This is a genomic window from Brevundimonas sp. (assembly GCF_016463295.1).
GTDB lineage: Bacteria > Pseudomonadota > Alphaproteobacteria > Caulobacterales > Caulobacteraceae > Brevundimonas.
Map to the genome: position 1 here is coordinate 1 of NZ_JAEMRO010000040.1, position 19,409 is coordinate 19,409.

Consider the following 19,409-nt stretch of genomic DNA (forward strand, 5'->3'; position numbering starts at 1 on the left):
CGCGCAATGAGGAGGGTCGCCCCCGTGTCCTGCTGGCCGAGGCGGGGACCGGCACGGGCAAGACCCTGGGCTATCTGGCGCCGGCCAGCCTGTGGGCCGAGCGCAATCAGGGGGCGGCCTGGGTCTCGACCTATACTCGCGCTCTGCAACGTCAGATCGACCGCGAGAGCGCCGCCCTTTGGCCCGATCCCGCCGAGCGCAAGCGCAAGGCCGTGGTCCGAAAAGGGCGCGAGAATTACCTGTGCCTGCTCAATCTTCAGGACATGATGCAGGCGGCCCAGCTAGGCAACGGCGACCTGATCGGCATGGCTCTCGCCAGTCGCTGGGCCATGCACAGCCGCGACGGCGACATGACGGGCGGCGACTATCCCGGCTGGCTGCCCGGCCTGTTCGCCACCGCCCCCAGTCATCAGGCCAGCGCCGCCAATCTGGTCGACCGGCGCGGCGAATGCGTCCATGCGGCCTGTCCTCACTACCGCACCTGCTTCGTCGAGAAGACCATCCGCGCCAGCCGCCGGGCTGATCTGGTCGTCGCCAACCACGCCCTGGTCATGACCCAGGCCGCTTTCGACGGTGCCCGCTCGGCGCGCGGCCTGAATCAGGATGGCGAGACGGCGGCGCTGAAGCGCATCGTCTTCGACGAGGGCCACCATCTGTTCGACGCCGCCGACAGCGCGTTCTCTGCCTGCCTGTCGGGTCAGGAGGCGGCCGAATTGCGCCGCTGGCTGCGCGGGCCGGAGGGGCGTGGGCGTCGGGGGCGCGGGCTGGAGCAGCGGCTGGGCGATCTATGCGCCGACAATGCCGAGGCGACCAAGGCCTTGCAGGATGCCGTCCGGGCCGCCGCCCAGCTGCCCGGTGAGGGCGTGTCGGGCCGCATCGCGCCTGCGTCTGGCGAGGTCAATCCGATTGGACCCATCGAGCGGTTCCTTGTCGCCGCGCTGGAGCAGCTTCGCGCCCGGACCAGCGAGCAATCGGGCCCCGGCGGCACCGAGTTCGGCATGGAGTGTTCCTTGCGCCCGGTTACCGATCCGGTGCTGGAGACGGCGCGAGAAGCGGCCAAGGCCCTGGCGGATGTCGAGGCCCCGCTGCTGGCCCTGTCGCGCCATCTGGAAGACATACTGGACGACGAGGCCGTCGAGCTGGACGGGGCGGCGCGAGCCCGGATCGAGGGGGCGCTGCGCGGGCTGGACCGCCGCGCTCGCATGACCCTGCCCGGCTGGCGCTCCATGCTGGCGGCGCTGGAGGTCTCATCGGACGAGCCGGACCCGGATTTTCTGGACTGGCTGTCGGCGGAGGCCGCATTTGGCCGGATCACGGATGTGGCCCTGCGCCGTCACTGGATCGACCCGACCGTGCCGCTGGAGGCCGCGGTGATCATGCCGTCGCATGGCGTGCTGGTGACCTCGGCCACCCTGTCCGATCCCCTGTCTGACGACCCGTTCGACATGGCCCGCCTGCGGACCGGCTCGGCCCGCCTGATCGAACCGGCGCGGACGCTGAAGGTCGAAAGCCCCTTCAACTATGCGACCAACAGCCGGGTGATCGTCGTCAACGACCTGACCAAGGACGAGCCGCGCCAGACGGCCGCGGCGATGCGCGAACTGTTTCTGGCGGCGGGCGGCGGGGGTCTCGGCCTGTTCACCGCGATTCGTCGGTTGAAGGCGGTCTACGAACGGCTGGGGCCCGACCTGGCCAAGGCGGGCATCCCGCTCTACGCCCAGCATGTCGATCCGCTGGAAGTCGGGGCCCTGGTCGACGTCTTCCGGGCCGAGCGGGACAGCTGTCTGCTGGGGACCGATGCCGTGCGGGACGGGGTGGATGTGCCGGGCCGCAGCCTTCGCATCCTCGCCTTTGACCGCGTGCCCTGGCCGCGTCCGGACCTGCTGCACAAGGCGCGGCGGGCGCGGTTCGGCGGCGGGCCCCAGGCGCGGGGCTTCGACGATGCCCTGGCCCGCGCCAAGATGGCGCAAGCCTTCGGTCGCCTGATCCGCCGGGCCGACGACAAGGGCGTGTTCGTCATGCTGGACGCCGCCGCCCCGACCCGCCTGTTCGCCAGCCTGCCGCCGGGATGCGAGGTGCAGCGCATGGGGCTGGCCGAGGCGGTGGAGCTGGTCGGTGGGTTTCTAGTGCAGAGTGGGAGCGACTGAACCAGTCCATTGTCATTCCGGAAATCGTGTCAGCGATTATCCGGGACGGAGGAAGGACTGCAAAACCTCTCCCGGAAGACGCGCAGCGGCTATCCGGGAGACAGGCAAGGATGATCCAGCTGTCTCCCGGATAATCGCAAGCGATTTCCGGGAGTTTCTTATCCAATGCCCGAAGCATCCCGGCTCTCCGCTTCGCTACGGCCGGGATGACAAGAGTTGGCTGATTTAGCGCAGATCGGGCGGCGTCGCCTCTTCCGTCAGCATGCGGATCGCCTCCTCGACCGAGACCACGATCTGGGCCTGCGAGCCCAGGCGGCGGATGGCGACCTGGCCCTGTTCGGCCTCCTGGCGGCCGACGACGGCGATGACCGGCACCTTGCCGACCGAGTGTTCGCGCACCTTGTAGCCGACCTTTTCGTTGCGCAGATCGGTCTCGACGCGCAAGCCCGCGGCGCGGAACTTCGCCGCCACGTCTTCGGCGTAACCATCGGCGTCGGAGGTGATGGTCGCCACCACGGCCTGCACGGGAGCGAGCCACAGCGGGAAGGCCCCGGCGTAGTTCTCGATCATGATGCCGATGAAGCGCTCGAACGACCCAAGGATCGCGCGGTGCAGCATGACCGGCCGATGCTTCTGGCCGTCCTCGGCGATGTAGGTGGCGTTCAGCCGCTCCGGCAGAACATAGTCCAGCTGGATCGTGCCGCAGGTCCATTCGCGGCCGATGGCGTCCTTGACGATGAAGTCCAGCTTGGGTGCATAGAAGGCACCGTCGCCTTTGGTCACGACCGGCTCGGTCCCGGCGGCGCGGGCGGCCTCGGCCATCAGGGCCTCGGCCTTGTCCCAGAACTCGTCCGAACCGGCGCGGTTCTCGGGCCGGGTGCCCAGGCTGATGTAGGCGGTTTCCATGCCCAGGTCGGCGTGGACGCTCCGGGCCAGCTTGATGAACTCGGCCGTCTCCTCGACGATCTGGTCCTCACGGCAGAAGATGTGGGCGTCGTCCTGGGTGAAGCCCCGCACCCGCATCAGGCCGTGCAGCGAACCCGACGGCTCATAGCGGTGGCAGGCCCCGAACTCGGCCATGCGAAGCGGCAGCTCGCGATAGGACCGTTGACCCTGATCGAAGATCTGGACGTGGCCGGGGCAGTTCATCGGCTTGAGGCTGAGTTCCTCGCCCTCGACCGTCTCGCAGACGAACATGTTGGGCCGGTACTTGTCCCAGTGGCCGCTCTGTTCCCAGAATTTGCGGTCCAGAACCTGGGGCGTCTTGACCTCGACATAGCCGGCGGCGTCCAGGCGGCGGCGCATATAGGCCTCCAGCACGCGCCACAGGATCCAGCCCTTGGGGTGCCAGAAGACCATGCCCCGGCCCTCTTCCTGCATGTGGAAGAGCTCCATCGCCTTGCCGACCTTGCGGTGGTCGCGCTTCTCGGCCTCTTCCAGCCGCTGCAGATAGGCGTCCAGGTCCTCCTTGGTCGCCCAGGCGGTGCCATAGATGCGCTGTAGCTGTTCGCGGTTCGAGTCGCCCCGCCAGTAGGCCCCGGCCAGTTTGGTCAGCTTGAACGCCTTGCCGACATGGCGCGTCGAGGGGAAGTGGGGCCCCCGGCACAGGTCGATCCAGTCGCCCTGACGATACAGGGTGATGGTCTCGGTGCCCGGCAGGTCGCGGATCAGTTCGGCCTTGAACTTCTCGCCGCGCGCTTCGAAGAAGGTGATGGCCTCGTCGCGGTCCCAAACCTCGCGTTCGAACTTCGCATCACGATCGACGATCCGGCCCATCTCCTTTTCGATGGCGGCGAAGTCGTCGGTCGAGAACGGGGTCTCGCGGAAGAAGTCGTAATAGAAGCCGTCGTCGATGGCCGGGCCGATGGTGACCTGGGTCCCGGGGAACAGCTTCTGAACCGCCTCGGCCAGGACGTGGGCCGTGTCGTGGCGGATGGTGTACAGCGCCGCAGGGTCGTCGCGCATGATCAGGCGGAACGACCCGCCCGTTTCCAGCACCCGGTCCATGTCGCGCTGTTCGCCGTTCAACTCGGCCAGGACGGCCTTCTTGGCGAGCGAAGGCGAGATGGAGGCGGCCACATCGCGGGCGGTGGATCCGGCCGGATATTCACGGGCGGCACCGTCGGGGAATTTCAGTTCGATCATCGCTTCAGTCTTTTAAGGGCGGCACCGGGTCATAGCCCGATGCTCCGAAGGGGTGGCATTTGCAAAGGCGCCTGACCGTCAGCCATCCTCCCTTGACCGGTCCGTGCTGGATCAGCGCGTCGCGACCATAGTCGGAACAGGTCGGCATGAACCGGCACTGTTGCCCGATCAGGGGGGACAGCGTCAGCTTGTAGCCCCGATGGGCCGCGCGGACGCCGCGTTCGTAGAGGGTGGGGCCTGTCGCCATGTCGCGCCGCTTATCTCGCGTCATGGCGAGCGGGGCAACCGGGCGTAAAGCCTGGCGTGACCGGCGTCGGACCCTCAGGCCGCGCCGGCGAGGCTAGTTCGTGTCGCGGCCTGGCGTGCGGCCTCCAGAGTCGCCTCCACCGCGACCAGCGTGGAGGCGTGACGGGCGGGATAGTCTGCGACCTGTTGCAGGGCACGCAGGCCCTCGAACCGCCCCACGGGGCCTTCACCGCCAGACTTCAGCATGGCGACCATGGCGTCACGGGCCGTCTCGATTTCATCGACGCTGGCCCCGATGACGCTCTCGCCCAGGACGCCCGCTGCCGCCTGGCCCAGGGCGCAGGCCTTGATGTCCTGGGCGAAGTCGATGACGCGGTCGGTCTCGTCCAGCACGACATCGACGATGGCGCGCGAACCGCAAAGCCTGGCGACCCTCTCGCCCGTGCCGAAACGCGCATCGGGCGAAGGCTCAGGCAGCCGTCCGCTGTGGGGCAGGTTCGCCGCCAGCGTCAGTATCCGCGTGCTGTAGAGCGCGTCGATCATGCGGGAGATATAGGCGCTGGCGTGCGAGCCGGGAAGGGATCGTCAGCCGCCCTGAAGCGAACCCCACGTGCGGCTGGCATCGGCACTCACACCGCCGGAGCGGGCGCGCAGCCAGGCCAGGTTGCGGTCGGCGGCTTCTGGCGGCAGGTCGCGACGCAGCATCTGCTCCGCCTCGGCCATATTGCCGTTCAGACCCAGGACCATGGCCAGGTTCAGCCGCACCTTCAGCGAGGCACCGGGCTGAACGGCCGCGCGACGCAACAGGGGCTCGGCCGACCGGGTGTCGCCCTGGGTCATGGAGGCCATGGCCATATTGCTCAGCACGTCCGGATTGTCGGGCGACAGGGCCAGGGCTTGCGCCCAGGCGGCGCGAGCGTCGTCGGGGCGACGCACCTGCTCATAGGCGGTGCCCAGCAGGGACCAGGATCGCCAGTCGTTCGGGCGGCTGTCGCGCGCCTTCTCCAGATCGGCGATGCCATAGAAGGCCTGGCCCCGCGCGATATGCGCACGGCCGGATTCCAGCATGGCGTCGATATTGGCGGGCTGCACCAACAGAACCCGCTGGGCCATTTCGGCGGCCTGATCGAACCGGCCGAGTTCGCGCAGGGCCTGGGCCGCCTTGACCCCGGCCTCGGGGTCCATGGGATTGATTTCGGCCTGATCGGTCCAGAAGACCTGGCGGCTCAAGGCATCGGAGCGGTCGTAGGCGGCGCGTTCCTGGGCTGTCGCGGGTTGGCGCGGCGAAGCAGCGGGCGCAGGCGTCGGCGGTGCCGGCTGCTGGGCCCAGACGGGTCCGGACAGCGCGACCAGCAGGACTGCGACGGGGGCGGCGGTTGCGATGCGGGCGCGGGTGGGCGACATGGAGGACGCTCCGTTGAAGGTCGAGGCTCAAGACTCGGCGTTTCGCGTCAACTCTTGGTTAAGATCGGCTCATCCGGGCCGGAAAGGCCGCCGAATGTCCGTGCTGCATCCCGATGTCCTGACCCACGATACGGAGGGCGCGCTGCCCGTTCGCCTGATCGGTCGCGGTCAGGCTTTGTCTGGAGCGGAGGCGGTATGGGCGAAGGCGCACGATTTTACCGGCAAGGCCGGGCAGCTGCTGATGCTGGCCGGACCGGATGGGGCGCTTGTCGGGGCAATGTTTGGAACAGGTGACCGGTTCGACCCCGTGTCCGTACGTGGATTGGCGGCGCGGTTGCCCGCTGGTCTGTGGCGGCTGGAGGGCCTACCGGGCGATCAGGCCGAGCGAGCCGCTCAGGCCTTTGCTCTGGGGAGCTACCGGTTCGATCGCTACAAGGCGCGACAGCCGTCCGGAGTGCGCCTGTCGGTCCCCGCGCACGTGGATGTGGAGGCCCTGTCCCGCATCGCCGCCGCCTGTGCCCTGGCGCGCGAGATGATCGACACGCCTGCTGCCGACATGGGGCCGCTGCAGATCGAGACCGTCGCGCGAGAAATCGCCGAGGCGCATGAAGCCGCTTTCACGGTCACGACGGGCGAGGCGCTGCTGGAGGAAAACTATCCGGCGGTTCATGCCGTCGGTCGGGCCGCGACGACCGAGCGGGCTCCGCGCGTGATCGAGATCGGCTGGAACCTGAAACGAACAGACCTGCCGCTGGTCGCGCTGGTCGGCAAGGGCGTGGTGTTCGATACGGGCGGGCTGGACATCAAGTCCGCCGCAGGCATGCGCAACATGAAGAAGGACATGGGCGGGGCGGCGCACGCGCTGGCCCTGGGGCGGCTGGTGATGCAGGCGGGTCTGGCCGTTCGACTGGTGGTGCTGGTCGCCGCCGTCGAGAATGCGGTCAGCGCCGATGCCTTCCGTCCCGGCGACATCCTGAACAGCCGAAAAGGTCTGAGCATAGAGATCGGCAATACGGATGCAGAGGGGCGGCTGATCCTGGCCGACGTCCTGACCCGGGCGTCCGAGCATGCGCCGGACCTGACGCTGGATTTCGCGACCCTGACCGGTGCGGCCCGCATCGCCTTGGGGCCTGAACTGCCGCCGCTGTATACGGATGATGAAGCGCTGGCGTCCGATCTTCTGGCGGCGGCGTCGGCTGTTGGCGATCCGATGTGGCGGATGCCGCTGTGGCCCGGCTATGTCGCGGCGCTGGAGACCGAGATCGCCGATGTGAAGAACGACAGCTCGGCCTGGGCCCAGGCCGGCTCAGTCACCGCCGCCCTGTTCCTGCAGAAATTCGCACCGACGACCGGGGCTTGGGCGCATCTGGACATCTTCGCCTGGAACCCGCGCGCCCGCCCCGGCTGGCCCGAAGGCGGGGAGGCGCAGGCGATGCGGGCGTGTTTCGAAATGCTGTCGCGGCGCTATGCCATATAGACGAGAACGCCCCATTCCGGCCTTGATCCGTTAACGGCCTTTTCGCCTTCGTCTCTCAGTATGCAGGTTCAACGGACGGACCCCAGTTTGACCGCAACCGCGACCAGCCTCGACCCCAGAACCACGCTTGCCCGGCCCGATCTGGCCGAACAGGCGCTGGAAGGCGTCGTGCGCGCCAAGGCTTTCAGGGCCGTGCGGCCGATGCGCTGCGTCGTGCCGGTGGCAGACATCCAGGGCGCCGCTGGCCCGGCTGAGGCCCCTGTCGATCAGATCATCTACGGCGAGGCCTTCGATGTTCTGGATGTCCAGGGCGACCGCGCCTGGGGCAAGGCCCGGCGCGACGGCGTGGTTGGCTGGATCGCGCGGACGGCGCTGGAGGAGGGGGCTCCGCTGGCCGAGGCCATCGTCACCTCCGTGTCTGCCGAACTGCCCTTGAACGCCTTTGTCGGCGAGGACGACAAGACCGGTGCGTCCGCTACCGTCGGGGTCTTTGCGGCGGATCCCGTCGATGTGGCCGAGCGGCTGATCGGCGTGCCGCACGTTCTCGGCGGTCGCTCCTCGCAAGGTACCGACTGCTGCGGCCTGATCCAGCAGGCGCTCTACGCCTGCGGTCTGGCGGCACCGCGCTATGCGGACCAGCAGGCCGAACTGGGCCATAGCGTCGATGCGGCCTCCGCCTGTCGTGGCGACCTCGTCATCTGGCTCAAGTCCGACGAGACGCCCTGGCGCGGGCATTCGGCGTTTGTGCTGGACGATGGGCGGGTGTTGCATGCCACCGGCTATCGCGGTGCGGTGGCGGTCGAGTCGTTCGCCGAGGCGGCCGCCCGCTATGCCGCCGACGGATTCGCGGCCCCTATCTACCGCCGCCTCTGAGCCACCGCACCAAAGCGTGAGGCGGCTACGCCTTGGCTTTGAAGGCTCAGGTCACTAGGTTCCGCTCCGTCAGCGGCGAGCATACGCCGCACCCCCAATCAGGAGACGGCCCATGACCGACGCAAAGCAGATCGATCTGGACAACCCCCTCGGCGTCGACGGCTTCGAGTTCGTAGAGTTCACCGGTCCGAACGGGGCCGAAATGGTCTCCAAACTGGAGCTGATGGGCTTCACCCAGACGCATGTGAACCCCCGGACCGACGTCGTTCGTCTGAAACAGGGCGACATCAGCTTCCTGGTCCATCGTTCGGACAAGGTCGGTCAGGCCGCGGAGTTCGCGCGCGACCACGGTCCGTCGGCCAACGGCATGGCCTTCCGCACGGCAGACGCCAAGACGGCCTATGAAGGCGCTCTGGCCCGTGGTGCCCGTGCGGCCGAAGGCGTGGCCGGCGGCGCGCTGGGCGACGAATATCCCTACATTCTGCAAGGTATCGGCGGCTCGTTGCTGTACGTCGTCGATCAGTATGGCGAGAAGGGTTCGCTGTACGACGGCTGGGACGAGATCGAGGGCTGGGAAGAGGCCGAGCGCAAGAACTCCTTCGGCCTCGAGATTCTGGATCACCTGACCCACAATGTCCGCCGCGGCGAGATGCGGACCTGGTCGGGCTTCTACAACTCGGTCTTCAACTTCGAGGAACAGAAGTATTTCGACATCAAGGGCAAGGCGACCGGCCTGTTCAGCCAGGCCATGATCGCGCCCGACCGCGCCATCCGCATCCCCCTGAACGAAAGCCAGGACGACAACTCCCAGATCGAGGAATATCTGCGCCGCTACAATGGCGAAGGCATCCAGCACATCGCCCTGACCACCGAGGATATCTTTGCCACGGTGGAGGCCATGAAGGCGAACGGCGTCCAGTTCCAGGACACCATCGAGACCTATTTCGAACTGATCGACAAACGCCTGCCCAACCACGGGCATGACGTGGAGCGGATGCGCAAGAACCGCATCCTGATCGACGGCTCCGATGAGGAAGGCCTGCTGCTGCAGATCTTTACCCAGGACACCTTCGGCCCGATCTTCTTCGAGATCATCCAGCGCAAGGGCAATGAAGGCTTCGGCAACGGCAACTTCCAGGCCCTGTTCGACTCCATCGAGCTGGACCAGATCCGTCGCGGCGTGATCAAGGTCGATGCCTGAATGAAGGGGCCGCCACCCGGCTGGCTGCCTTGGCTGGGGCCGCCCCTGGCAGGGATCGGAGCGGGACTGACCGGGGCCTTGCTGCACGCAGGGTTCTGGCCCGCCCTGGCCGGGGCGCTGGTGCTCGGCGCGGTGCCGACGGTCATCTACCGCCTTTGGAGACGCGCCTACGACCGCAACGCCTGATGCGCGTTCAGGGTGTATAAAAACAATCCAGGATAGTCTCCTTGGCGCGGTTCGTGCAGGGCCGCGCCTGTATGGGGCCGTCAGGCCCAGAATGAGACGGAGTGCTGGTCGTGTCGATCCGGGCGGTCACAGAGGCCGACTATCCCGCCATCCAGGCCCTGCACCGGGGCGTGGGCTGGCCGACACGTTCGCTGGCCGGCTGGCGCTGGCTGCACGGCAATCCCGCACGGGCCGAGATCGACGCCGTCGCCGGCTGGGTGGTGGACGGGCCTGACGGTCAGCCAGCAGCGCACGTCGGCAATCTGGTGCATCGGTTCCGGATGGGGCACCGCACGCTACATGCCGCGACAGGGTTTTCCATCATCGCCTCGCCCAAGGTGCGTGGTGTGGCCCACCGGATCATTCGCACGTTCCTGAACCAGCCCGACGTTTTCGCCACCTACACCTTCAATGCCAATCCGGTATCACAGCCTCTGTATGGACGGTTGGGCATGCGGCCCTGGCCGGACCAAACCCATGCGCTGAAGCTGAGCTGGCGGATGGATTTGCCGGCCCTGGCGATGGGTCGAGCCCTGCGTCAGCTGTATCGGTTCGCACCAGAGATGGTCGTGCGGATGGGCGAGCAACTGATGAATGACCGCCTGGGACGGGTGCCGCGCCTTCGCCTGCCGCCCGGGGTATCGATCCTCAGCCGGATCGGCGAGGGTTCGCCCTACGACCGGTTCCAGCACGCCCTGGGCCGCGAGGGGCGTCTGCTGGCCGACCGCAGCCCGGCGATGATGAAGTGGAGGTTGTCGGATCCCGACATGACGACGCCACCCCTGCTGCTGGCCTTCCGGCGCGGCGACGTCATCACCGGCTATGCGATGGCCCAGATGGCCAAGTCCAACATCATCGAAGTGCCCGTGCTAGAGATCATCGATCTGGAAGCCCTGGCCTGGGACGACGAGGCCATTCCGGCCTTGATGGGGGCGCTGACGGCGGCAGCGCGGCCCATGGGGGCGGCCAAGGTTCGCCTGCAGGTGGTCAGCCCTCAGATGCTGACGCGGCTGGGCGACTGGGCGCATACCGCCGCGCGCGAAGGTGGCTGGGGCCACTGCCACATCCGCTTTGCCGAGGATGCGCCGTCGCCCGAGCTGTGGTCGCCGACACCGTTCGATTCCGACTATGCCGTCTGCCTGCGACCCCTGCCTCTGGCCGACAAGGCCAAGGGGCGGATGCGCTCTTGGGTGCCGTTGTCGTCCAGCCCCTCGCGCGCCTGACGAACTAGTTCAGCGGGCGCGACTTCAGCGCGTCGCGGATCTCGGTCAGCAGCGCCTCGCTCGTGGTCGGGGCCGCAGGTTCGGCCGGCGTCTCCGCCTGTTTGCGACGCAGCTTGTTGATCGCCTTGACCACCAGGAAGATGACAAAGGCCACAATGAGGAACTGGATCAGGGTGTTGATGAAGGCCCCGTACTGGATGGCGACCTTCTCGATCTCCTCGGTCGCGGGGTTCTCGGCGACCAGCACCCATTCCAGATTGCTGAAATCGACCTTGCCCAGCAAAAGGCCAATCGGCGGCATCACCACCTGTTCGACCAGGCTGGTGACGATCTTGCCGAAGGCTGCGCCGATTATGACGCCGACGGCCAGATCGACGACATTGCCGCGCGAGATGAATTCCTTGAATTCGCTACCGATGCTCATGGGTCTTCCTTTGGTCTAGGCGTCGCCGGACGCGTTCAGCCGCTCGCGCAGCTCCTTGCCGCTCTTGAAGAAGGGGACCGCCTTGGCGGGGACGTCCACGGCCTCGCCCGTGCGGGGATTACGACCGGCGCGCGCGGGACGGCTACGCACCGAAAAGGCACCAAAGCCGCGCAGTTCGACCCGGCCGGCCGAACCCAAGGAATCCACCATCCGGCCCAGGACGACGTTCACCACCCGCTCGACCTCGGCATGGGTCAGATGCGTGTTCTCGGCAGCGAGTTTCTCGATCAGCTCGGATTTGATCACGGCAAGGCCCCCGCCTCAGTCTGTGGATCGGACCGCTCGAACGGGCCAAGTCGATCATTAGTCACAACAATACGCCTGATGGGAAGGGGCGGATACGAAAAAGGCGGCGGGATCGCTCCCGCCGCCTCGTTCTTGGTTGGCCTATCGCTCGGGCCACGGGCCCTCGCTGCTTGAGGCCAGGCCTCAGTCCTTGGAGCCGGCCTTTTCGCGGAGAGCCGCGCCCAGGATGTCGCCCAGGGACGCACCGGAATCCGACGAGCCGAACTGGTCGATGGCTTCCTGTTCGTCCTTCATTTCCAGAGCCTTGATCGACACCGAGACGCGGCGCGAGGCCTTGTCGATGCCGGTGACCATGGCGTCCACGCGGTCGCCGACCGAGAAGCGCTCGGTGCGCTGCTCGTTGCGGTCGCGCGACAGGTCGGACTTGCGGATGAAGGAGGTGACCGGCGCGTCATCCTCGCCGAACTTGACCTCCAGGCCGCCCGTTTCGACCGCCGTCACGGTGACGGTGATCTGCTGGCCCTTCTTGTAGGTGTCGCCTTCGCCGATCGGATCGCCGCCCAGCTGCTTGATGCCCAGCGAGACGCGCTCCTTCTCAACGTCGACGTCCAGGACCTTGGCCTTGACGGTTTCGCCCTTGCGGTAGCGTTGGATGGCTTCTTCACCCGAGACCGACCAGTCGAGGTCGGACAGGTGCACCATGCCGTCGATGTCGTTGTCCAGGCCGATGAACAGGCCGAACTCGGTGGCGTTCTTGACCTCGCCCTCGACGGTCGAGCCGATCGGGTTGGCGGCGACGAACGCATCCCACGGATTGTCCTGGGCCTGCTTGAGGCCCAGCGAGATGCGGCGCTTGGAGGCGTCGACATCCAGAACCACGACGTCGACTTCCTGCGAGGTCGAGACGATCTTGCCGGGGTGGACGTTCTTCTTGGTCCAGGACATTTCCGAGACGTGGACCAGGCCTTCAACGCCGGCTTCCAGCTCAACGAAGGCGCCGTAGTCGGTGATGTTGGTGATGCGACCGGTGTACTTGGCACCGGGGGGATACTTGGCTTCGACACCGTCCCACGGATCGGACTGCAGCTGCTTCATGCCCAGGCTGATGCGCTGGGTGTCCGGGTTGATCTTGACGATCTGGACCTTGACGGTGTCGCCGACGGCGAGGACCTGCGAGGGGTGCGAGACGCGCTTCCACGACATGTCGGTGACGTGCAGCAGGCCGTCGATGCCGCCCAGGTCCACGAACGCGCCGTAGTCGGTGATGTTCTTGACGACGCCGTCGCGGACTTCACCCTCTTGCAGCTGGCCGACCAGCTCCGTGCGCTGTTCGGCGCGGGCTTCTTCCAGGATGGCGCGACGCGAGACGACGATGTTGCCGCGCGGACGGTCCATCTTCAGGATGGCGAAGGGCTGCTCCTTGCCCATCAGCGGACCGACGTCGCGCACTGGGCGGATGTCGACCTGCGAACCGGGCAGGAAGGCCGAAGCGCCGCCCAGATCGACGGTGAAGCCGCCCTTGACGCGGCCGATGATGGCACCGTTGACCGGCTGACCCTCGGCGAACACGACTTCCAGACGGGTCCAGGCTTCTTCGCGGCGGGCCTTGTCGCGGCTGATGACGGCCTCACCCAGGGCGTTCTCGACGCGCTCCAGATAGACTTCGACGTTGTCGCCGACCTTGGGGATCACGGCACCTTCGCCGATGCCGAATTCGCGGGCCGGGATGCGACCTTCGGTCTTCAGACCGACGTCGATGATCAGGATGTCCTTTTCCATGCCGACGACGCGGCCGTGGACGACCTGGCCTTCGCCGAGGTCGCGGCCGCCCAGGGTTTCGTCGAGCAGCGAGGCGAAGTCGTCGCGGGAGGGGGAGAGGGTATCAGTCATGCAGGGATGCGGTTTCTAACGGTTGTGGCGCGTGACCGGACGGCCCCGCGCGAGGTGAAGGTTGAACAGGGGTCGATCATTGCGACACGGGGTCAGATGACCCGATCGCCCGCGGAAGCCGAGGTTGGGAGCGCTGGATTTGCCGCCCGGTCCCTAAAGACCCGAACGGACACGCGCCGCCTCGACGATACGGCGGGCCGCATCGAAGGCCGCCTCTATATCCATTTCGGTCGTATCCAGCAAGACCGCGTCCTCGGCCTGGACCATGGGGGCCGCGCCGCGACCGGCGTCGCGCTCGTCCCGTCTCAGGATGTCGGCCAGCATGTCCTCATAGGCGATGGCGTCGCCGCGTGCGGTCAGTTGCTTCCAGCGGCGGGTGGCGCGCACCTCCGGCGTGGCGGTCACGTACAGTTTGGCGGAGGCGTGGGGGGCGATGACGGTACCGATGTCGCGACCGTCCAGAACGGCACCGCCCGGTTGCGCCGCGAAGTCACGCTGAAGTTCCAGAAGGGCCGCCCGCACACCCGGATAGCCGGCGATGCGACTGGCCGCCTCTCCGGCCTGGCCCGTGGTCAGTTGCGGGTCGTCCGACAGCCGCGCGGTGTTCAGCGTACGGGCCACGGCCTCTGCGGCGCTGGCGTCATCCAGTGATCCTTCGCTCGCCAGCACGCCAATGCCCACGGCGCGATACAGCAGGCCGGTATCCAGAAACGGCAGGCCGTAATGCGCCGCCAGTCGCGCGGCGATGGTGCCCTTGCCCGAGGCGGCCGGGCCGTCGACGGCGATGATCAGGCTCATGGACGGGTCTTCAGCAGGGCGCGGGCCGACAGCGTACTGACGGCCAGACAGATCAGGACGATGACGATGTGAACGGCCAGCAGGCTCCAGAACAGACCGGGCTGATCGGCCAGCAGCACGTCAGGCCCGCGCTGGACTGTCAGCCGTCCGTTGAAGATGTCACGCAACCCCGACCAGGCGACGACGCCTGCCGCCGCGAGGAACAGAACAGCATCCAGCGCCAGCCGCCCTTTCGACTTGGGGCGGGTGTTGACGGGCGGGTCGATCCGGTTGGGTTTCCACATCACGCGGCCTCCATGTCTGCGCCCAGGCCCTGCATCATTTTGACGAAGCCGGGGAAACTGGTGGCGATCATGCCGGGCTCGTCGACGGTGACGGCCGCTTGCGCGGCCAGGCCAAGGACCAGATGGCTCATGGCGATGCGATGGTCGCCGTGGGTAGCCACGGTCGCACCGCCCCGGACCGGTCCCCCGGTCACGATGAAGCCCTCGGGCTCTTCCTCCACCGTCACGCCGCAGGCCGTCAAACCCGCCGCCATCAGGGCGATGCGATCGCTCTCCTTGACCCGCATCTCGCCGATACCCCTCATGACGGTGGCTCCCTCGGCAAAGGCGGCGGTGGCGGCCAGGATGGGATATTCGTCGATCATGGAGGCGGCGCGGCTCTCGGGGACGACGATGCCTGTCAGGCGCGAGTGCCGCCCGGTGATGTCGCCGATCTCCTCGCCGCCACTGCTGCGGCGGTTGGCGATGGTCAGGTCGGCGCCCATCTCGATCCAGGTGTCGAACAGGCCGGTTCTCAAGGGGTTTAACATCACGCCCTCGACCGTCACCTCGGACCCTGGCACGATCAGTCCTGCTGCCAGCGGAAACGCCGCAGAGGAGGGGTCGCCGGGCACCGACACGGCGGTGCCGGTCAGGGGTTGGCCGCCCATCAACGACACACGCCAGCCGCCGCCAACGGGCTCGACACCGACTTCGGCTCCGAACGCGCGCAGCATGCGCTCGGTGTGATCGCGGCTCTTTTCGGGTTCCAGGACGGTCGTCATGCCTGACCCATTCAACCCGGCCAGCAGGATGGCCGATTTTATCTGGGCCGAGGCAACGGTCTGTTCGTAGTCGATGGCGGCCAACGTCCCGCTGGACAGGGTGACGGGCAGACGATCTTCGTCGGCCTGCCAGTCGAACCTGGCGCCCATGCGAACCAGTGGTGCCGTGACCCGCTTCATGGGCCGTTTGCGCAGGCTGGCGTCACCGTCGAACGTCACCGTGATCTGATAGCCTGCTGCGGCCCCTATCAGCAGCCGAACCCCCGTCCCTGCATTACCGCAGTCGATGACATGATCTGGCGAGGTAAAGCCGCCCCGGCCCTCGACCCGCCAGCGACCTGACCCCAGTCGTGCGACCGTCGCGCCGAACGCCTCGACTGCTCGCGCCGTGGCCAGAATGTCGTCGCCTTCCAGCAGGCCTTCGATCTCGGTCGTGCCCGACGCCATTGCCCCGAGGATCAGCGACCGGTGCGAGATCGACTTGTCGCCGGGCGCGCGCACTGTACCCTTCAGCGAAGGGCCGGGACGGGCGGTCAGATGGGAGGTTGTCGTCACCCGGCGGTCTCCGTGACAGGCATTGCGGCGCGGGCGCGCGGAGATGGCTTTTGACAGTGGGGCCAAGGGGTGGCAAGGGAGCCGCCCGATTTCCCACACATGCCAAAGGTCTATTCCCGTGGCCAAACCCGAACTGGGCCAAAAGCAGGTCTGCCCGAACTGCCAGGCCAAATTCTACGATCTGGGCCGTCGCCCGGCTCACTGCCCGAAATGCGCGACCGAGTTCGACCCGGAAGAAGCGCTGAAGCTGCGCAACCGCCGCGGCCGTCCGGGCGGCTATCCGGCTGACGACGAGGCCGAGGATCAGGTCAAGGACAAGTCGGCCGAGGGCGAGGACGAGGACGAGGAAGAAGCGGTCGCAACGCCCGAGATCGACGAGGAAGGCCACGAGCCCATCCTGACGCCGGACGATGACGACGACGAAACCCCCGTCGATCCCACCGAAGAGCCCGGCATGGGCGAGGCGGGCGACGACGATGACGTCCTGGCCGACGACGATGACGATGACGACTCCGTCCCCTTCATCGAGGATGAGGACGACGACAATTTCGAAGACGAGATCCGTCCGCCCAGCAAGGACGAAGACTGATTCTTCGGCGGCTGCCGGACGGTTTCGCGACCGTCCGGCGACCCTGAAAATAAATGCGGAATACGGGCTTGATCGCAATCAGGCCCTGACATAGGTTCCGCCGCCTCGCCGCAGGGCATCTTGTTTCTGCGGCGGACCTTTCGAAAAGCCGCTGGCTTCAGATCGGGGCTTTAGCTCAGCTGGTAGAGCGCTTGCATGGCATGCAAGAGGTCAGCGGTTCGACTCCGCTAAGCTCCACCATCAAAGGCCTCGCGGGAAACCGCGGGGCCTTTGTCCTTGGCGCCTAATGTCAGGGTTCATCGCGCTCCCTTCCCCATATCCTGCTTCTGCGGCTAGGCCCGATCGCAGAGGGGAGTGCGACATGGGACGATGGCTTGATCCGGCGACATTGACCAAGGGGACCGATGCGGCCCTGTTTCTGCTTCGCCTTTATCTGGGGTGTTTCCTGATCTGGGGGGTGTGGGATAACATCGTCTCCCCCGCTCGCATGCAGGAGTTTCAGGCCTTTCTGACGGCCGTGAACTGCCCATGGCCCGCGCTGGCCGCGCCGCTCTCCGTTTGGGTGCAGTTTCTGATCGGCCTTCTTCTGGTGCCGGGCCTGTCAACGCGCTGGGCCGCGATCCTGCTGGTCGTCAACTTCCTTGTGGCCGTCGTGCTGATCGGTCGATCGGTCGGCATCTTTCCGGACGTCGCGCGCGAACTTTTCGGTCCGATGATGTGCGTCCTCGTCGGAGTGCTTCTGGCCACGCACGGGGCCGGCGCCTGGTCGATCGACGCCCGACTGGCACGACGACATTGAACCAGGCGGCTTCCGACACCAGATAGTCACGGACCGACGCGCTGCCGATCACGGGGCGCGGGACGGCGGACAGCCTGCTTTACGGGGCAAATGACGTGACGACGCGAACCATCCTGTTCGACAGCCCCTTCCTGCTGGGCTTCGACCACACCCGGGCCCAGATCGACCGCGCGGCACGTGCCGCGGCCGACAGCTATCCCCCTTACAATGTCGAACAACGTGGCGAGCGGGCCGTCCGCATCACCCTGGCTGTGGCCGGCTTCGGTCCCGACGATCTTTCGGTGACCGTCGAGGGGCGGCAACTGACGATCGCAGGCAAGCGCGAACCGTCACCGCAGGGCGATCAGGCCTTCCTCCATCGCGGCATCGCCGGGCGAGGCTTCGTGCGCAGTTTCGTTCTGGCCGACGGTTTGGAGATCGACGAGGCCCGTCTGGAACACGGGCTGCTCCACGTCGATATGAGCCGCCCGGAGAGCACCCATGCCGTGCGGCAAATTCCCATCACGACGGGCTGACAGCCGTCGTTCATGTCCGGTCGCCGACACTGGGGCCGAACCTTTCGCCCGTTCCGGGCATTAGTAGCGTTGAGGAGGCGGTCAGATGACGCCGATGAGAATGACCAAGGAAGACTTCGCAGGCCTGGGCGCGCCCGACCTGGTCTACGTGCGCGAAATCAGCGCTGCTGATCTGCTCGCCGATGCCCGCGTCAATGTGGTGGACGACGTCACCATCGACCCCCAATCCACCCTCTATGCCGTGCATGGTGCGGACGGCGAGCGGTTGGCTGTCATGATGGATCGCGAGACGGCCTTTGCCGCTGCGGTGGCCCATGAACTGGAGCCTGTATCCGTCCACTAACAGATGGGCGTCAGGCCGCAGTTGCCGGTGTCGTGTCTCGAACGAACAGGGCTCGCACGGCGTCAGCGGTTCTTGCCTGGCGCAAATGCTGACGCATCTCGGCCGATCGCAAGGCGCGAGAAGCAGCAGCGAGGGCTCTCAGGTGACCCGCGCCATCGCTGGGCGGCGCGAAGAGGGCGAAGATCAGATCCACGGGACGGTCGTCCACGGCCTCATAGGCCACCGGCGTGTCCAGTCGTACGAAGATGGCGACAACCCGGTCCAGCCCCTCAACCCGCGCATGAGGCAGCGCAACGCCAGCGCCGAGACCAGTGGACCCCAACGCCTCGCGTTCCAGCAAGGCATGCAAGACCGATGTTTCATCCAGGCCCAAGATCCGCGCCGCCGTATCTGCCACGGTGTGCAAGGCCTGACGTTTGGATGACGCGCCAGACCGGAGGACGACGCCCTCCTTGGCCAGCAGTTGTGCGATATCCATTGCAGGTGACGTCCCAAAAAACTCTGGCCGGTCGGCGGGCGGCCCATAGACCACCCACCGCTCATTGGAAAGGCTAGGCGTTGGCTCCGCCGGCCTCGGCCGCCGGAACATGGCCATTCAGGCCGACGGTCCGTTCCGGATCGATCCAGCCCACATTGCCGTCGGGGCGACGATAGACCACAGACAGTCCGCCATGCGCCGCATTCCTGAACAGGACGAGCGGGTAGCCCGTCATATCAAGCTCCAGAACAGCGCGACCGACGGTGATCGTCCGGATTTCGGCCTGGGTCTCGGCGATGACCATGCCCACCGGCGGCGGCTCGTCGGGGCGACCCGCGTCCCCGAAGGCATCGTCCTCGACCTCGTCCGGGTTGCGCAGAACAATGCTGCGGGCCACGTCGCGGGCCGCATCCTCGGTCTTCTCGGGTGACAAGCCCTTGGGTCCGATGTGGTGATCCTTCAGGCGGCGCTTGTAGCGGCGCACGCGCTTTTCGAGTTTTTCGAGCGAATCCGAGAAGGCCGAATGGGCGTCGCCGCCCGTCCCGCTGGTGACGATCGCCTCGCCCGAGGCCAGGCGAACCCAGCAATCAACCTTGAAGCCGTAGCCGTCCTTGGAGACGACGACTTCGGCGTCCTGGGCCCCTCTTTCGAAGTATTTGCCGATCCCGTCTTCGAGTTCCTGGGAGATGCGCGAGCCTAACGCTTCGCCGACATCCACTTGCT

General features: G+C 66.8%; 22 protein-coding genes and 1 tRNA gene. 11 read left to right on the forward strand and 12 right to left on the reverse strand.

Annotation, left to right across the window (positions count from 1 at the left end; translation table 11 throughout):
• Positions 1 to 2,147 (forward strand): ATP-dependent DNA helicase (locus JHC81_RS09335; RefSeq protein WP_292173690.1); only part of this gene is annotated, 2,147 nt, incomplete at its 5' end.
• A gap of 225 nt (positions 2,148 to 2,372) precedes the next feature.
• On the opposite strand, the gene thrS is transcribed toward JHC81_RS09335, so the two are convergent.
• The 4 genes from thrS to JHC81_RS09355 form a co-directional block, all read right to left on the reverse strand.
• Positions 2,373 to 4,292 (reverse strand): threonine--tRNA ligase, encoded by a 1,920-nt coding sequence (gene thrS, locus JHC81_RS09340; RefSeq protein ID WP_292173693.1) that lies wholly within the window; start codon positions 4,290 to 4,292, stop codon positions 2,373 to 2,375.
• Positions 4,293 to 4,296: 4 nt separating this feature from the next.
• On the reverse strand, positions 4,297 to 4,539 hold the full coding sequence (yidD, locus tag JHC81_RS09345; RefSeq protein WP_292173696.1) for a membrane protein insertion efficiency factor YidD: 243 nt from the start codon (positions 4,537 to 4,539) through the stop codon (positions 4,297 to 4,299).
• A gap of 74 nt (positions 4,540 to 4,613) precedes the next feature.
• The gene (locus JHC81_RS09350; RefSeq protein ID WP_292173699.1) at positions 4,614 to 5,081 is read right to left on the reverse strand and encodes an iron-sulfur cluster assembly scaffold protein; all 468 of its coding nucleotides are present in this window, start codon (positions 5,079 to 5,081) and stop codon (positions 4,614 to 4,616) included.
• A gap of 42 nt (positions 5,082 to 5,123) precedes the next feature.
• On the reverse strand, positions 5,124 to 5,942 hold the full coding sequence (locus JHC81_RS09355) for a tetratricopeptide repeat protein (protein WP_292173701.1): 819 nt from the start codon (positions 5,940 to 5,942) through the stop codon (positions 5,124 to 5,126).
• 94 nt (positions 5,943 to 6,036) lie between these two features.
• Here JHC81_RS09355 and JHC81_RS09360 point away from each other — a divergent pair, with 94 nt between their 5' ends.
• The 5 genes from JHC81_RS09360 to JHC81_RS09380 all read left to right on the forward strand — a co-directional run bounded on the left by JHC81_RS09360 (position 6,037) and on the right by JHC81_RS09380 (position 10,941).
• Complete coding sequence (locus tag JHC81_RS09360; protein WP_292173703.1) at positions 6,037 to 7,419, forward strand: leucyl aminopeptidase family protein; 1,383 nt, start codon at positions 6,037 to 6,039, stop codon at positions 7,417 to 7,419.
• An 87-nt stretch (positions 7,420 to 7,506) separates the two neighbouring features.
• A complete protein-coding gene (locus JHC81_RS09365) occupies positions 7,507 to 8,292 on the forward strand; it encodes an NlpC/P60 family protein (RefSeq protein ID WP_292173706.1) in 786 nt (261 codons plus the stop codon).
• Positions 8,293 to 8,404: 112 nt separating this feature from the next.
• Positions 8,405 to 9,493 (forward strand): 4-hydroxyphenylpyruvate dioxygenase, encoded by a 1,089-nt coding sequence (gene hppD, locus JHC81_RS09370; RefSeq protein ID WP_292173709.1) that lies wholly within the window; start codon positions 8,405 to 8,407, stop codon positions 9,491 to 9,493.
• A complete protein-coding gene (locus JHC81_RS09375) occupies positions 9,494 to 9,679 on the forward strand; it encodes a hypothetical protein (protein WP_292173713.1) in 186 nt (61 codons plus the stop codon).
• A 101-nt stretch (positions 9,680 to 9,780) separates the two neighbouring features.
• On the forward strand, positions 9,781 to 10,941 hold the full coding sequence (locus JHC81_RS09380; protein WP_292173715.1) for an N-acetyltransferase: 1,161 nt from the start codon (positions 9,781 to 9,783) through the stop codon (positions 10,939 to 10,941).
• Between the two features lie 4 nt (positions 10,942 to 10,945).
• Here the strand turns inward: JHC81_RS09380 and mscL are convergent, their stop codons facing one another.
• From mscL to aroA, 6 genes are all read right to left on the reverse strand, one after another.
• Entirely contained in the window at positions 10,946 to 11,365 is a 420-nt protein-coding gene (mscL, locus tag JHC81_RS09385; RefSeq protein WP_292173717.1) for a large-conductance mechanosensitive channel protein MscL, read from the reverse strand.
• A gap of 15 nt (positions 11,366 to 11,380) precedes the next feature.
• The gene (locus tag JHC81_RS09390) at positions 11,381 to 11,671 is read right to left on the reverse strand and encodes an integration host factor subunit beta (protein ID WP_292173720.1); all 291 of its coding nucleotides are present in this window, start codon (positions 11,669 to 11,671) and stop codon (positions 11,381 to 11,383) included.
• A 183-nt stretch (positions 11,672 to 11,854) separates the two neighbouring features.
• The gene (rpsA, locus tag JHC81_RS09395) at positions 11,855 to 13,561 is read right to left on the reverse strand and encodes a 30S ribosomal protein S1 (RefSeq protein WP_292173722.1); all 1,707 of its coding nucleotides are present in this window, start codon (positions 13,559 to 13,561) and stop codon (positions 11,855 to 11,857) included.
• 153 nt (positions 13,562 to 13,714) lie between these two features.
• Positions 13,715 to 14,359, reverse strand: coding sequence for a (d)CMP kinase (cmk, locus tag JHC81_RS09400; protein WP_292173725.1), 645 nt, complete (start codon positions 14,357 to 14,359; stop codon positions 13,715 to 13,717).
• On the reverse strand, positions 14,356 to 14,646 hold the full coding sequence (locus JHC81_RS09405; RefSeq protein WP_292173727.1) for a hypothetical protein: 291 nt from the start codon (positions 14,644 to 14,646) through the stop codon (positions 14,356 to 14,358). Before JHC81_RS09405 ends, cmk begins: the two co-directional genes overlap by 4 nt.
• Positions 14,643 to 15,962 carry a 3-phosphoshikimate 1-carboxyvinyltransferase gene (gene aroA / locus JHC81_RS09410; RefSeq protein WP_292173729.1) on the reverse strand — a complete coding sequence of 440 codons (1,320 nt, stop codon included), beginning with the start codon at positions 15,960 to 15,962 and terminating at the stop codon, positions 14,643 to 14,645. The genes JHC81_RS09405 and aroA overlap by 4 nt, the downstream gene beginning before the upstream one ends.
• Positions 15,963 to 16,080: 118 nt before the next feature.
• Between aroA and JHC81_RS09415 the strand changes: the two genes are divergently transcribed.
• The 5 genes from JHC81_RS09415 (at position 16,081) to JHC81_RS09435 (ending at position 18,208) form a co-directional block, all read left to right on the forward strand.
• The gene (locus tag JHC81_RS09415; protein WP_292173730.1) at positions 16,081 to 16,551 is read left to right on the forward strand and encodes a TIGR02300 family protein; all 471 of its coding nucleotides are present in this window, start codon (positions 16,081 to 16,083) and stop codon (positions 16,549 to 16,551) included.
• 164 nt (positions 16,552 to 16,715) lie between these two features.
• Positions 16,716 to 16,791 (forward strand) — tRNA-Ala (locus tag JHC81_RS09420).
• Positions 16,792 to 16,912: 121 nt separating this feature from the next.
• A complete protein-coding gene (locus tag JHC81_RS09425) occupies positions 16,913 to 17,350 on the forward strand; it encodes a DoxX family protein (protein WP_292173733.1) in 438 nt (145 codons plus the stop codon).
• Between the two features lie 95 nt (positions 17,351 to 17,445).
• Entirely contained in the window at positions 17,446 to 17,865 is a 420-nt protein-coding gene (locus tag JHC81_RS09430) for an Hsp20 family protein (RefSeq protein ID WP_292173736.1), read from the forward strand.
• A gap of 85 nt (positions 17,866 to 17,950) precedes the next feature.
• A complete protein-coding gene (locus JHC81_RS09435; protein WP_292173738.1) occupies positions 17,951 to 18,208 on the forward strand; it encodes a DUF1150 family protein in 258 nt (85 codons plus the stop codon).
• Positions 18,209 to 18,218: 10 nt separating this feature from the next.
• Here JHC81_RS09435 and JHC81_RS09440 read toward each other — a convergent pair whose 3' ends face one another.
• Positions 18,219 to 18,686 carry a PTS sugar transporter subunit IIA gene (locus tag JHC81_RS09440; protein ID WP_292173741.1) on the reverse strand — a complete coding sequence of 156 codons (468 nt, stop codon included), beginning with the start codon at positions 18,684 to 18,686 and terminating at the stop codon, positions 18,219 to 18,221.
• A 73-nt stretch (positions 18,687 to 18,759) separates the two neighbouring features.
• Positions 18,760 to 19,409, reverse strand: a 650-nt coding sequence (locus tag JHC81_RS09445) for an HPF/RaiA family ribosome-associated protein (protein ID WP_366465987.1), incomplete at its 5' end; no start/stop codon positions are given.